The sequence below is a fragment of the Niveibacterium terrae genome, from assembly GCF_048213115.1.
Lineage (GTDB): Bacteria > Pseudomonadota > Gammaproteobacteria > Burkholderiales > Rhodocyclaceae > Niveibacterium > Niveibacterium terrae.
Window position 1 is genome coordinate 805566 of record NZ_CP172404.1, and the last position, 13873, is coordinate 819438.

At 61.7% G+C, this 13873-nt stretch carries 10 protein-coding genes; 8 read left to right on the forward strand and 2 right to left on the reverse strand.

Going from position 1 to position 13873, the window contains the following annotated elements; genetic code table 11:
* The first annotated feature begins 137 nt into the window (after positions 1-137).
* On the forward strand, positions 138-470 hold the full coding sequence (locus ACHFB9_RS03780) for an Imm50 family immunity protein (protein WP_417069648.1): 333 nt from the start codon (positions 138-140) through the stop codon (positions 468-470).
* A 562-nt stretch (positions 471-1032) separates the two neighbouring features.
* On the opposite strand, the gene ACHFB9_RS03785 is transcribed toward ACHFB9_RS03780, so the two are convergent.
* Positions 1033-1995 carry a hypothetical protein gene (locus ACHFB9_RS03785; RefSeq protein ID WP_417069649.1) on the reverse strand — a complete coding sequence of 321 codons (963 nt, stop codon included), beginning with the start codon at positions 1993-1995 and terminating at the stop codon, positions 1033-1035.
* A 1407-nt stretch (positions 1996-3402) separates the two neighbouring features.
* Between ACHFB9_RS03785 and ACHFB9_RS03790 the strand changes: the two genes are divergently transcribed.
* The 7 genes from ACHFB9_RS03790 (at position 3403) to ACHFB9_RS03820 (ending at position 11155) form a co-directional block, all read left to right on the forward strand.
* Positions 3403-3717, forward strand: coding sequence for a hypothetical protein (locus tag ACHFB9_RS03790; RefSeq protein WP_417069650.1), 315 nt, complete (start codon positions 3403-3405; stop codon positions 3715-3717).
* 194 nt (positions 3718-3911) lie between these two features.
* Positions 3912-4661: a hypothetical protein gene (locus ACHFB9_RS03795; protein ID WP_417069651.1), complete on the forward strand. Its 750-nt coding sequence runs from the start codon at positions 3912-3914 to the stop codon at positions 4659-4661.
* A 51-nt stretch (positions 4662-4712) separates the two neighbouring features.
* Positions 4713-4898 (forward strand): hypothetical protein, encoded by a 186-nt coding sequence (locus ACHFB9_RS03800; RefSeq protein WP_417069652.1) that lies wholly within the window; start codon positions 4713-4715, stop codon positions 4896-4898.
* Positions 4899-5036: 138 nt separating this feature from the next.
* Positions 5037-6122, forward strand: a complete 1086-nt coding sequence (locus ACHFB9_RS03805; RefSeq protein WP_417069653.1) for a S41 family peptidase — start codon at positions 5037-5039, stop codon at positions 6120-6122.
* A gap of 186 nt (positions 6123-6308) precedes the next feature.
* A complete protein-coding gene (locus ACHFB9_RS03810) occupies positions 6309-7190 on the forward strand; it encodes an ABC transporter ATP-binding protein (protein ID WP_417069654.1) in 882 nt (293 codons plus the stop codon).
* Positions 7191-7203: 13 nt separating this feature from the next.
* Positions 7204-10788: a M1 family aminopeptidase gene (locus ACHFB9_RS03815; RefSeq protein WP_417069655.1), complete on the forward strand. Its 3585-nt coding sequence runs from the start codon at positions 7204-7206 to the stop codon at positions 10786-10788.
* A 34-nt stretch (positions 10789-10822) separates the two neighbouring features.
* Positions 10823-11155, forward strand: coding sequence for a hypothetical protein (locus ACHFB9_RS03820; protein WP_417069656.1), 333 nt, complete (start codon positions 10823-10825; stop codon positions 11153-11155).
* Positions 11156-11164: 9 nt separating this feature from the next.
* Here the strand turns inward: ACHFB9_RS03820 and ACHFB9_RS03825 are convergent, their stop codons facing one another.
* On the reverse strand, positions 11165-13873 hold the full coding sequence (locus tag ACHFB9_RS03825; protein ID WP_417071327.1) for an Hsp70 family protein: 2709 nt from the start codon (positions 13871-13873) through the stop codon (positions 11165-11167).

The following is a 13873-nucleotide window of genomic DNA, read 5'->3' on the forward strand; positions in this document are numbered from 1 at the left end:
TCGGGAGGGGTATTCGTCATCATGGCGGCAGTAAGGGCCATCAAACCCTTTTAGGCGGGGGCGTGCCGGGGGCGTCATTTTGATAAATAGGCCAACAATCATCGCCTTAACTGAGAATTGGCGTTAGGTGTCCGTAAATGCTGAAAAACTCAAACGCAGTGACGAACCACTTCGGCTACTGGCCAGAGTTTTGTGATGCACGCATTGAATCTGTTAGCTATGCCTTGCCAGGAAGCGTTGAGCTGACACTCTTCTACATTGATGCCAGCCAAAGAAAGAGCGCTCATATTGCGTTGCGGTTCCATGGGGTAACCGAACTCAAACTCAATGATCTATGCAATGAAAACGTGGTCGATGAACTAATTTTCGAACAGGGAAAGGTAATGACGGTTAGTATCGTTTCTGCATACGGTTTGTTCGGGCGATTCTCCTGCGTTGATGCCGAAGTCGCATATGTCGAGCTTGCCTGATCGTGCAATCAGTCTGACACCAAACAGCTGCGCAGCTTGGTTCCGTCCGCTGCGCTCCAGTGCCTGTTACTTTTGACGTTAGAAAACAGATGACTGAAGAATCTGAGACGATCTTCGGTAAGCGCATTTTGGTTGGGCTTACGTACCTTGATTATGACGGAAACGTTGATAGTCAACTCCAGCTATACGGTCCTATCACACGGCTCTCCGAGAATACGCTGTGGTTTCTACGGTCTGACAAAGGTGAGGAATTTTCAATTCCCTTCGATGGCGAGCTTGAAACGGCAGATCCCGAGGCAGTCTATACGCTCAAGAGCACGGGAGAAACCGTCAAAAATGTCGACTTCCTTTCGTCTTGGACGATCCGACCGCCTAACCATGACTGCTAGCCAGTCCGTTATCGGCAAGGGAATGACCCTGCTGCCTAGATGGATTGCAAACAAGCGGCGCGCTGCGTACGGTTGGGCTTGAGTTAGATCAAAATGATTGAAAGCAAGACCTGTCCGTCGGGTTCCCTCTCACGACTTTTTGCGCGAGGTCCGCTCGAATGATGGGTTGGGCCTCATGTCGTTGAACGAAAGAGCGCGGTTAGTTTTTTGTACATGGCTTTGTCGCAGAAGTCTTCCATGCCAACCATTTGGAGCAGCGCCTTCACTTGAGCGTCGCTCCGGTGCTCGTATGCAAGAAGCCTTTCAAGCTGATGTCGGGGAAGATGCTGATCCAGGTATTGGTACGGATTGACGGATTTTGGCGCGTGGGAAATTATCAAATTCCACGTGTGCTTCTTCTGTAGTCCTTCGTATAGGCGTTTGTACTCGAAGTAAGGATGAAGAACGCCAGCATACGCGTCCAAGACTGCGCCTTTATGCCACGCATAGAAACGTTGCACATGTTTCCGATACTCGGAAAAGAGCTCATAGACGTCAATCTCTTCCGAGCCGCCGTCAATATATTGGCGTGCGCCTGAGGTCCAGCCATCCCATTGCAGCAACTCGCTTTTCGTAACTCTGAATCTCGCCTGATGCGTTTTCGACTTAGCCTCGGTTTGGATCACCCAATTGGCCTGCGCGACACGCCAGTGCGTGTTGTAGTTTCTCAGGCATTGGAGGAAATCGTGCAACCCGGGTGACGAAAAGGTTTCCTTTAGCCGATCGCTGTATCCGGTAATCGGCGTCTTGCGTTGAAAGTTGCGTGCATGGTCGACTAGAGCCATGAGAGCCGACGTGCAATGGAACAGTTTCTTCTTTACCGCTCGTGTGTGACCTTCTGCTTCATTCGCATTGGCTTGATGCCAGAAGCTTGGATTCTTGCTGCGGTCACCGAAGAGGCAAATCTCATCGAGAAGGTCCGTTATGCTAGTATTGAAAATCCAAAGCGAGTCTTCAAGATCTTGTAACGCTCTCCACAGGCTGCCTCCCTGTGTTTCTTCGATTGCTGCAATCGCATCGGAAAAATTATTGAATATGGCGGTCTCAATATCATTCCGAGACCACGGATGCGGAAGCGTGTCAAGATAGCGGCTCATGAGGCTCAACGTTGGAGGTAAGGGGCGCGTAGCCGGCTTGCCGGCGGAGCGTCCCTCTTGACCGAAAGATTAGCTGTTACGCTGAACATTGCGGCCATGCCAATGAATACACAAGAACAGCTGTGCCAAAACAATAAAGGGCGCGATAAAGCCACTGATTGACACGCTCAGTGAGAGTGACGCCCCCGTAGGTTTGAATGTCCCACCCTCGGACGAACAAGGTGCCCCAAAGTAAAAGACAGGAGCCGACAACCTGAAGCCAAACAATAAGCTTTGGCGCCGCACAAGCCGATGCGCCAATAGCGACACCTGAGAGAAAACCAAAAGCACCTGACAGGAAAACTAGTAGAGCTGAATAAAAAAAGGCATGTCGAACCGTACTGATTCGGCAGGGAGGTTCCGCATTGGACGAACTGGCTTTTAGCTTTTGATTGTCGGCCTCCTCCACGGCTCGAAATCGTTCTGGAGCAAAAAGGAGCAACGCACAAAGCCAAGCTGCACGGAGAGGGTTAACTGGCGTAGAGCGGGTATTGGACATAAATAACGGCTAACGTGTTATGGGGATCAGTTTTGCTGCATATCATCGGCGCATAAACCAATGGGGTCAAGTCTTGCATTCCATCATTTTTCTTTCGGGATTGCCTGGCTGGTAAAACCATTGGGGTCAAGTCTTGCAGTCAATCATTTCTGCTCCGGGATTGCCCAACTGGCGGTATGACTTGCCCCGGATTTCGTAGAGGCTGAATTGTTTGAATCTGGTAGTGATCCAGCAGCCCAGCCCATCATCTCGCTGAACCTGAGCAAAGAATAGCGCAGGCCGGTGAATTCTAACGTAAGCCAACAAAAACATGATGCCTCGCCACCTGACTGAAACTTTCTGCATCGTATCTTTGTGCGTACTCTCCGCTTGTGTTGGCGTACCCGTTCAGGAGGTACGCAACAGCCCAATAGTTTATGAAAGCGTGTCCAGCCGTTCGATGAGTGACGTTCTCTCTTGTCTGACCGCAGCTCTTGATGAGCTCCGGGGCGATGGTCGAGTGCTCACTACTAGCTATCCTCTGCCGCCAACCACCGAGATTTCAATTGGTGCTATACAACTTGGGAGCTTCCGGCATCATTACCTCCTGATGATTTCCGGTCTCGATGGAGGGGTTAAGGTTGTGGTTAGATCGGCTGGCTCCACGTTCATTCCTATGCCTTAGTCTGAGCTCATAAGGCACGTCGTTTTGTGCACGCGGGATCATTGACCGATTCGGCTTGTGGTAATTTTACACATCAATGAAGTCTGAATCTTAAAAGAAAACATGGCGCTCAATTTTGAGCCTTTCAATTTCTGGACGCTGCGCGATAAAGCCGCTCAGCGCAGGTTGGTTCTATGTTAGGCGTTTCGATCTCAAGGAATGGCTCATGAATAACGAGGAATACAAACAGAAGTTCGCGCAATCAAAAATTGATCTGGCGGTGAGTGGTGTTCATGACCCTGATCTGACAGTTAATCAACTGAAGGAAAGTCAAAGGTATCTAGTGGAGGTTCGCCGAGAACTCAGTGAGCCAAATGCAAATATTTCAAAAGTTGATTGTGCCCTTTCAGTACTGTCTGAAAGGTTAAAAATCTATCCTTCCTGGAAGGACTGGTTTCTTAAACCCGTCATCACAAATATCGTGATTGCCATCGCGTCTGGTGCAATCGGCTACTTAATCGGAAAACTCCCGAAAACGTGATCCAATGGAGTCAGATACCGTCTTGCATTCGATCATTTCTGGGAATGTCTGGTTGACGGCAGAGGACGTCGAAGGCGAAGGCTGGTGTTGCGCGGATCGGAATTGGGCGTGACTTGTCCCGAACTCAGGCACAAAATGGACGCGAGCAAGACTCCATGCCTCATCCTTCAATCCTTCGATCCGGATGCTGTTAAATGAATAAAGGCCTTCTCCGCAGTGCGCTCTGCGCCGTTCTTTTTCTTGCGTTGCGCGGCGCTCTGGCGGCAGATGCCGATGTGGATACAGGGCAGGATGAGCGCGCGGAGGAGAGCCAGGAGCTGGCCGGACTGTCACTGAAAGTCGACAAGAAAAACTACTCCTGGTCGGGCAAGGTGCTGACGGTCAAGTTTGCACACGGAGCCAGAAAATTCAAGAACAGCCCGGTCGAGAATATCAACAGCGTCAAATACCACTTCCATCACTACCTTGGCTACGACGCCGGGACCGGGTTTCATTTTGTCGAAACCCAGGGTTGGGAATGGAGAGGCCTTGAGCTGATCGACGGCGAGAGCGGGGCCGTGGTGTCGTTGGGTCAGCTCCTGCCCAACGGCATTTCTCCTGATCGGCAGTGGGTGCTGAACCTTCGCGGGGAAATGGGCGATTGTTCTGGTGCGATCCAGATGACGAGGATTCCGAAGAAAGGTGAGTCGGGAAAGCAGAAGATTGTTCTCCTGCCCAAAAAGCTCGGCGAGTGCCGGGATCCTGATTCGACGCCGAGGAATGTCCAGTGGTTGTCCGAGACGCGGGCGCAGGTGAGCTGGGAGTGCCGGGACGAGAACGGCGAGACGCGACCGGACCGGATCACGCTCGAATGGCGAGGACATGCCTGGAACGTGGACAGGGTTCCTTGCGGCAAGGCGGCTTTGAAAGCCCGGGGGGCAAGTCTTGCATTCCACCATTTTTGACCTGCGATAGTCCGACTGACGGCTGATCTACGGACGCCGAAGGCGTTGATGATGGCGTGCTCCGAATGGTTGCTGCTTGCGAAAGGCGTGCCGACCGAGCCGTTCTTTGTGCTCTCGCCCCAACTCGGTGCCGAGCCGGACAAGGCTGACGCCAGCCCTTTTCCGTGGAGGTGGGCGCAGGATTTCCCGCCGCATCCGCCAGGAGAGCCCCGGGTCTTCGGCTATCTCCATCTCTGAATGGTGCTTATAAAGCGTGCAGCTTTGGCAAGCTAAAGAAACGGCCTTAGCATGTTTCGGTGTCCAAGATGTCCCGTGGGGCGCGCGCGATCCTGTGCGCCGTCATAGGCATCTCCGGCGATGCGGAAGGGGACGATGATGTGCAGAAGTGTTTACTTGTTGATGCTGGTGATCTCGGCGAGTCTGCCGGTGCGGGCCGAGACGATGCGCGAAGCCTGTGCGAAGGATCTGCAGGATTTGCCGGGATTCATGCTGGAGAACGATGCCGGTGGGCGCGATCGCTATCAGGAGCGCGGTGCCGCGTTCTTCGATGCGGCCCTGGCCCAGGCGCGCGCGGAACTCGCCGGCGTCGAATCGGATGCCTCGTGCGAGAAATTGCTGCGGGGCTATCTGCGCAACTGGCGCTTTGGGCATCTGGTGCTCAATTCGACGGACCCTGCGCGCAAGAGCGGACAGGTGCCCGCAGAAAAGCCTGAGCTGAGTTTTCTCTCCACGCAGACCGTGGCGATTCGCTTGCCGAGCTTCGATCCCGCCAACCGCGATCCCTTGATCCAGCTGCTGAATCAGAACGCGAAGCGCCTCGCGAGCACGCCGAACTGGATCATCGATGTGCGCGGCAACGATGGCGGCTCGGACTGGAGCTATGACGACCTCCTGCCCTGGATCATCGGCAACGAAACCGTCGAAGTGGCGGACAGCTGGCTGGTGACGCCCGCGAACACCGAAGCGCAGCGCCGCGTCTGCGATAGAGGTCCCGACGATCTGGTGTGCCAGCGCTTCATGACGGCGGCGCTCGAACGCATGGCTGGGCGGGCTTCCGGCACCTTCGTCACGCAGGAGGACGGGCCGAAGGTGAAGTTCCTCGCGCCATCGCCGCATCCGTATCCGCGCGCGCAGCGGGTCGCGGTGCTGGTCGATCGCGGCTGCGTCAGTTCCTGCGAGGAGTTTCTGCTCAAACTCAGGCAGAGCTTCAATGTGAAGCTGATCGGCCAGCGCAGCCATGGCGCACTGGACTACTCGAACCTGCGCCCGCACGCGCTGCCTTCGGGGCGCCGTGTGCTGCGCTATGCGACTTCGCGCTCCGAGCGCCTGCCCGACATGCCGGTCGATGCGGCCGGCGTGATGCCGGACATCTTCCTGCCGCCGCCCCAGGACGAGGCCCAGACGCGCGCTCTGGTCTCCCGCGTGCAGCACTGGCTTGAAGGCGGCAGCCTGGCTCCCTGAGCAGCGTGCTTCCCTCTCGAAGGACGGAGCCGATACATTCCCGACAAACTCCGCCGTCGAGGTGGTGCTAGCCTTCATGGCATCGTGCCGCGAAGCGGGTTGGGCCTGTTTCTTGCAAGACCGTTTCGTCTCTCTTCCCCTGGGGCCGGGCGAATCGCCGGGCCTTCATCTGCCGAGGTCTTTGCCGTGCTGAAACTCACTGGTGTCACCCACGTCTATCCGAACGGAACCCGGGCGCTCGACGATGTCGCGCTGGAGGTTCCGAAGGGCATGTTCGGCCTGCTGGGGCCCAACGGCGCCGGCAAGTCCAGTTTGATGCGCTGCATCGCGACCTTGCAGACTCCGGCTTCGGGCTGCATCCAGTTCGGCGATATCGATGTGATCCGCGAACCGGAGAAGCTGCGCGCGACGCTGGGCTATCTGCCCCAGGACTTCGGTGTCTATCCGCGCGTATCGGCCTATGATCTGCTCGATCATCTCGCGGTGCTCAAGGGCATCGCCGGGCGCGGCGAACGGCGCGATACGGTCGAGACGCTGCTTGCCCAGGTGAACCTGTGGGACGTGCGCAAGAAGGCGGTCGCCGGTTTCTCGGGCGGCATGCGCCAGCGCTTCGGCATCGCCCAGGCGCTGATCGGCCAACCCCGCCTGATCATCGTCGATGAGCCGACCGCGGGCCTCGATCCCGAGGAGCGCAATCGCTTCAACAACCTGCTCGCCGAGATCGGCGAGAACGTCGTCGTGATCCTGTCGACGCACATCGTCGAGGATGTCGCGGACCTGTGTCCGAGGATGGCGATCATCAATGCGGGTCGCATCATCGCGACCGGCAGCCCTGCCGAGCTGATGGAGAGCCTCGCCGGCCGGATCTGGCAGAAATCGATCCGCAAGGACGCGCTGGCCGACTACCGCGAACGCTTCGAGGTGATCTCGTCGCGGCTGCGCGGCGGCGAGACGCTGATCAATGTCGTTGCCTCCGCCTCTCCCGAAGAGGGCTTCCGGGCGGTCGAGCCGGCGCTCGAGGATCTGTACTTCGCGACTCTGTCGCACGAACGCCGCGTCGCGGCCTGAAGCGGGGGCCGCCATGTTCGCTCGCATCGCCGCCTTCGAGGCGCGTCTTCAGCTGCGCTCGCCGCTCTTCTTCATCGCCTTCGCGCTGTTCTTCCTGCTCGTGTTCGGTTCGGTCACGATAGATCAGATCCAGATCGGCTCGCGGGGCAACGTCAACATCAACTCGCCGTTCGCGATGCTGCAGACGTTGGGGATCATGAACGTGTTCGCGATCTTCGTCGTCGTCGCCTTCGTCGCGAATGTGATCGTCCGCGACGACGAGACCGGCTTTGCACCGATCCTGCGCTCGACCCGGGTCGGCAAGTTCGACTATCTGGCCGGGCGCTTCGTCGGCGCGCTCCTCGTTGCCTTCCTGGTCATGACCAGCGTGCCGCTGGCGATACTGATCGGCAGTGCGATGCCCTGGCTCGATCCCGCGAAGATCGGGCCTTTCGTCGCGAGCCATTACCTCTACGCGGTCTTCGTCTTTGGCCTGCCGACCCTGCTCGTGGTCGGCGCGATGTTCTTCGCGCTGGCGACCGCGACCCGTTCGATGATGTGGACCTATGTCGGCGCGGTTGCCGCGCTGGTGCTCTACATCGTCTCGCGGACCCTGATGCGCGATCCACAGTACGACACGATCAGCGCCTTGTCCGATCCGTTCGGGCTCGGCGCCTTCGGTCAGGCGACGAAGTACTGGACCGCCGCTGAGCGCAACACGCAGATGCCGGCGCTGACCGGCTTGATGCTCGCGAACCGGCTGATCTGGAGCGGCATCGCGCTCGCGATGCTGGTGGTCACCTACTTCGGCTTCCGTTTCGACAGCCAGAGCCGGCGTGCGAAGAGCGCGAAGCCGGGCAAGGCGGAACAGGCTCCGGCCCTGAAGCCTCTGGCCTCTCCGCGCTTCGGGGCCGCGACGGCCTGGCGGCAGCTCCTCGCGCTGTCGCGCTTCGACATGGCCAGCGTGTTCAAGAGCCCGGCCTTCTTCGTGCTGCTTGCGCTCGGCGTGCTCAACTCCTACGGCGGGCTGACCGGCATCGTCGAGCGGCGCGGCACCGAGTTCCTCCCGGTCACCCGCTCCGTGATCGACGCGCTGCAAGGCTCGTTCTCGATGTTCTCGATCATCATCGCGATCTTCTACGCGGGTGAGCTGGTCTGGCGCGACCGTCAGCGGCGCATCCACGAGATCGTCGATGCGACCGCGGCGCCCGACTGGGCCCATCTGCTCCCGAAGTTCGTCGCGATCACTCTGGTTCTGGCCTCCTGCTTCGCCGCGGCCTGCGCGACCGGCATCGTCTTTCAGCTGATCCACGGCTATACGCACTTCGAGCTCGAAGCCTATGCGCTGTGGTTCTTCGTGCCTGGGCTGGTGACGGCGGTGCTGCTCGCCGCGCTCTCGCTCTTCATCCAGGTCCTGGTCCCGCACAAGGCGCTCGGCTGGGCCGTGATGCTGGTCTATCTGGTCGCGACGGTGTCGCTGAACATGATGGGTTACGAGCACAACCTGTACAACTACGCGGCCTGGCCTTCGGTGCCGCTGTCGGACATGAACGGTCTGGGCCGCTTCTGGATCGCCCGGGCCTGGTTCCAGGTCTACTGGCTCGCCTTCGCGCTGATGCTGTCGGTGCTCGGCTACGGGCTGTGGCGGCACGGTGCGCAGGACGCGCTGAAGCCCCGGCTCGGAAAGCTGGGCCGCCGCCTCAAGGGCCGTCCCGCGTGGATTCTCGGCGCGGCGACTGTGGTCTGGGCCGGCTGCGGCGTCTTCATCTTCTGGAACACGAACGTGCTGAACCGCTATGTGACGACTCCGGAGCACGAGAAGGCGATGGCCGACTACGAGAAGGCGCTGCTGCCTTTCGAGAAGCTGCCCCAGCCGACGATCACCGACGTGAAGCTGGAGGTCCAGCTCTATCCGCGCGAGACGCGTGCGCTGACCCGCGGCCGCTACGCGATCGAGAACCGGACCGGCAAGCCGCTCTCCGAGATCCATATCCGCTGGGACGAGGCATTGAAGCTGCAGTCTCTTGAGCTCGCCGATGCGACGCTGGTCAAGGAATTCCCGGCTTTCCACTACCGGATCTACCGTCTGGCCAAGCCGATGCAGGTGGGCGAGAAGCGCGCAATCGGGTTCGCGACGCTGCTCGAAGAGAAGGGCTTCCCGAACGGCGAGCCACTGACCCGCATCGTCGCGAATGGCTCCTTTCTCGACAATACCGCGATCACGCCGTCCATTGGCATGGACCGCAGCGGTCTGCTCCAGGACCGCAGCAAGCGCAGGAAGTACGGTCTGCCTCCCGAGCTGAGGATGGCCAAACTCGAGGATCAATCCGCGAACGCCCACCACTACCTGCGCCATGACAGCGACTGGGTCAATGCCGACATCACCCTGACGACCGACGCCGACCAGACTCCGGTTGCGCCCGGTTACACCGTCAGCGACTCGGCCCAGGGCGGGCGGCGGACGCTGCACACGCGCACCGATGCGCCGATTCACCACTTCTTCTCGCTGCAGTCGGCCCGCTACGCGGAGAAGAGGGCGATCTGGACCAACGCGAACGGCAAGCCGGTCGAGCTGTCGGTCTATTACAACCCCGGTCACGAGATGAACGTCGACCGGATCCTCGGCGCGATGCGCACTTCGCTGGGGCTGTTCAGCGAGCGCTTCTCGCCCTACCAGTTCCGTCAGGCGCGCATCCTCGAGTTCCCGTCCTATGCGAGCTTTGCGCAGAGTTTTGCGAACACCGTGCCCTTCTCGGAGGCGATCGGTTTCGTCCAGAAGCCCAGCACGGACCCGGAGAAGGTCGACCTGGCGACCTATGTGACCGCACACGAGCTCGCGCACCAGTGGTGGGCGCACCAGATCATCGGTGCCGACAAGCAGGGCTCGACGTTGCTCTCCGAGAGCTTCGCCCAGTACGGCGCGATGCTGGTCATGGAGAAGATGTACGGCGCGCCGATGATGCGCAAGTTCCTCAAGTACGAGCTGGACGGCTATCTGCGCGCGCGCGGCGGTGAAGTGATCGAAGAGCTGCCCATCGTTCGCGTCGAGAACCAGCAATACATCCACTACCAGAAGGGTTCTCTGGTGATGTGGTGGGCGCGCGAAGCGCTCGGCGAAGAGACCGTCGATCGGGCGCTGCGCAGGATGCTGAAGCTCTATGCGTTCAAGCCCGCGCCCTATCCGTCCTCCAGCGACTTCGTCCGGATTCTCCGCGAGGAAGCTAAGCCCGATCAGCAGCAGACGATCACCGACCTCTTCGAGAAGATCACGCTCTACGACATGAGCGCAACGAATGCGACGGCAACCCGCCAGAAGGACGGCAAGTATCGGGTGCGTTTCACGGTCAAGGGGCGCAAGCTCTACGCCGACGGCAAGGGGCGCGAGACCGAGTCGCCGCTCGCCGAGGACTTCGAACTGGGCGCTTTCACCGCCGAGCCGGGCAAGAAGGGCTTCACGGCCGCGAGCGTGCTGCATATCGAAAAGAAGCGCCTCGCGAGCGGCACGACGACCGTGACCTTCGTGCTCGACAAGCTGCCTACCCATGTCGGTGTCGATCCGTACAACAAGCGGATAGACCGCAATTCGGACGACAACCTGACGAAAGTGACTCTGCAGTGAGCCGCGGCCTGTGCCGCGACGCAAAGGAGATCCAATGAAAAACCTCATCCTGATCGCGGCACTGTTGGGCGCATCGACGACGGCGCTGGCCGAGGGGGAGAGCGCCCAGGCCTCGGCCCCCGCGAGCACGGAGGCGTCGGCGCCCGTGCCGCTCGATGCCTGCGCCGCGCTGCCGGCGAAACTCGTCTTCGACGCCGGCCGGGTCATCCTTGAGCGCGACGGCGAGCAGTGGAAGATCACGAAGGGCGACAACCCGAATCCGCGCGACTTCCTCTATCCCGACGACGAGAAGCGGATCCTGCGCTTCGTCTACTGGTCGCAGAAGAGCTACCACTGCATCGATACCGGGCGGAGGGCGAAACACTGAGCCTAGCAGCTAGGTCCTTGTTCGGATCAGCCTGAGCCCCGGCGGCAGGCCTTCGCCGAAGCTGCGCTTGCGGTCGGCCTCATCGAGCTCGACCGCTTCGCGGACCATGGTTATCCAGGCCGGCGGCGCCTTGATCGCGGTGAGGCGGCGGATCACTTCGTCGCGCCGCTCGGGCGCGAGGTCGCGCGAGCGATCGCCGCTGACGCGCGCGATCTGGCTTGCCGCGAAGGCTGCGGGTTCTACGGCTCGCCAGTTCTGGGCGAGGACCGCGTCGAGCCAGCGGGACGCGACTTCGGGCGGCACCACGTTCTGCGCGCTGCCGTAGAAGGACACGCGCGAGCCGACCCGGCCCAGCGCCCACCAGGTGCCCGGCTTCTCGGCGGGTTTGCTCAAGCGGTCGAGCAGGAATTCGCCAATCTGGATCCGGCCCGGCACGGGCAGTCGCTCCAGCGTCGCGGCGAGCCGGATCGGCTCATCGACGGGGTCAGCGCCGCGCTTTCCCGATTCGGGCTCCAGCCGCTCGACCAGCACTTCCATGATCCGCATCTGCTGGTCCTCGGAAAGCCCACCTGCGACGCGTCGCCACAGCGTCCACCACTGGATGCGGTTCTGGCTCTCGCCGACGTACTGCAGGCCCGGCTCGAAAATCTCCCATAGCTGCGCTATCCGCCATTCGTCGAGCGGCGCGCCGAAGCCCGGGCGCAGGCAGTAGCCGGCCAGGTTCAGCCAGACGCGCTCGTGCTCGGCGGAGCGGCGCCGGCGGCGCGCGCCGGCCCACAGCGCGTCGAACAGCGCGCGCAACAGCGGCAGGTCCCAATCCTCACAGTTGCCGAGCGGACGCTCCAGCGCGCTTCTGAGCTGGCGCACTTCGCGCGGCTCGACCGGCTTCGCCTGTTCGCCGAAAACCCGGGCGATCAGCGCGAGCGCGTCAGCGAGGCGTGGGTGGCGCGGGGCCTCATCCGGGGCTTCGCCGCGCAGCGCGAACGCAAGAAGCCAGCGCCGCTGCGGATCGTCCGCGCCGACGCAGGCGACTTCGAGGGTGCCGACTTCGGTCATGACCGCGCTGAGCAGGACGACGGCATCGACCGGGCGCGAGCCGCCCGGCCGGGGCAGCACAGCCGTCAGCGTTGGCAGGCGGACGAAGTCCTCGGCGATCTCGACCAGCTCTCCGGGACTCCAGCGCGTGTCCGCGGTCGACGAGGCCAGGTGAAAGCGCACCGCCTGGCCCAGGCGAAGCGAAAAGCGCTGTCCGCTGAGCGTGACCTCTTGCCCTTCCTCGGTCCCGTGCGGCAACAGGCAGAGGCCGCGTTCGCGCCCCCCCTCGTCGAGGATCAGGAAATAGCTGCGCGCCGCCCCTCCGCCGATGACCGGCCCCGCCGAGCTGCGCGCGAGCGCATGGGCGACCGCGCCGCGTGCGACCGCGACATCGGGGTCGGTGTTGTGCAGCACGCGGACCGGGCCTGCCCGCCAGTCCGACAGAACTTCGGCGAGCCGCTGGGCCAGAGCCTCGGCGCGGAACACTCCGCCGTTGAGCAGCAGCGTGTCGGGGAAAGGGGGCGCTTCGCTGCCCTGCGCCTCGCGCGCGACCCCGGCGTGGCGGGCGAGAAAGCTGGCCAGGTGGCGGGTGATGGCCGGGTCGGCCGGGTAGGGCAGACCGAACTCGAGGATTCCCGAGCGGCGTTTCACGGCGCGCTCGGTCGCTGCGACCCGGGGCAGGAAGCCGTCGACGATCAGCTGTTCGACTTCGCTGCGTTCGAGCTCGACCGAGCGCGCGCCGCCGATCAGCGCCGAGCCCGAGCCGAGCAGCGTGACCGTGATCCGCTCGGGGGCATCCGCCGCGAGCAGCGCCTCCTTCGCGACGCGGCAGCGCTGCACCAGCAGCGAGAAGCGCGCGGCGGGCAGCGGCGCATCCTCGCCCAGCTTGCGCTCGGCCAGATGGGCGAGCGCGATGTCCATGTTGTCGCCGCCCAGCATCAGGTGGTCGCCGACGCCGATCCGGGTCAGCCTGGGGCCTTCGTCTCCCGCTTCGACCCGGATCAGCGTCAGGTCGGTCGTGCCGCCGCCGACGTCGCAGACCAGCAAGAGGCGCGCGCCCGCGAGTTCCTGATCGAGATGCTCCCGGTGGCGGAACAGCCAGTCGTGGAAAGCGGCCTGGGCTTCCTCGATCAGGTGCGGGGACGGCAGTCCGGCCAGTTGCGCGGCTTCCAGCGTCAGCGCCCGCGCCCCTTCGTCGAAGGAGGCGGGCACCGTCAGCAGAAGCTGCTGATCTTCCAGCGGGGCATCGGGGAAACGGGCGTTCCAGACCGCGTGGACGTGGGCGAGGGTGCCCGCGCTCGCTTCGACCGGCGAGATCTTCTCGACCCCATCGGGTGCGCCCCAGGGAAGGATGGCCGCGCCGCGGTCGACGCCGGGGTGGGAGAGCCAGCTCTTCGCGCTGACCACCAGCCTTCCCGGAATCCGCGCGCCGAGATCGCGCGCGTAGCGGCCGAGCACGGCGGTCTTCGAGACGGACCAGGGCTGATTCAGGTCCCCGGCTTCGAGTTCACCCTCCGCCGCCTGATAGCGGACCGAGGGGAGCAGCGGCAGCGCCGCGATCTCACCCGCGGCGATGAGCTGCTCGATAGGCAGCAGCGCGATCTCGTCCGAGCCCGCCGCCGCATAGGCGACGACGGTGTTGCTGGTGCCGAGGTCGATGCCGACCGTGTAGCGTGCGGCCAC

Bases quoted from the DNA above. Each gene is read 5' to 3' on its own strand.
- ACHFB9_RS03795 (WP_417069651.1), top strand. From the start codon at position 3,912: ATGAATAAAGGCCTTCTCCGCAGTGCGCTCTGCGCCGTTCTTTTTCTT.
- ACHFB9_RS03785 (WP_417069649.1), bottom strand. From the start codon at position 1,995: ATGAGCCGCTATCTTGACACGCTTCCGCATCCGTGGTCTCGGAATGAT.
- ACHFB9_RS03815 (WP_417069655.1), top strand. From the start codon at position 7,204: ATGTTCGCTCGCATCGCCGCCTTCGAGGCGCGTCTTCAGCTGCGCTCG.
- ACHFB9_RS03780 (WP_417069648.1), top strand. From the start codon at position 138: ATGCTGAAAAACTCAAACGCAGTGACGAACCACTTCGGCTACTGGCCA.
- ACHFB9_RS03800 (WP_417069652.1), top strand. From the start codon at position 4,713: ATGGCGTGCTCCGAATGGTTGCTGCTTGCGAAAGGCGTGCCGACCGAG.
- ACHFB9_RS03805 (WP_417069653.1), top strand. From the start codon at position 5,037: ATGTGCAGAAGTGTTTACTTGTTGATGCTGGTGATCTCGGCGAGTCTG.
- ACHFB9_RS03820 (WP_417069656.1), top strand. From the start codon at position 10,823: ATGAAAAACCTCATCCTGATCGCGGCACTGTTGGGCGCATCGACGACG.
- ACHFB9_RS03790 (WP_417069650.1), top strand. From the start codon at position 3,403: ATGAATAACGAGGAATACAAACAGAAGTTCGCGCAATCAAAAATTGAT.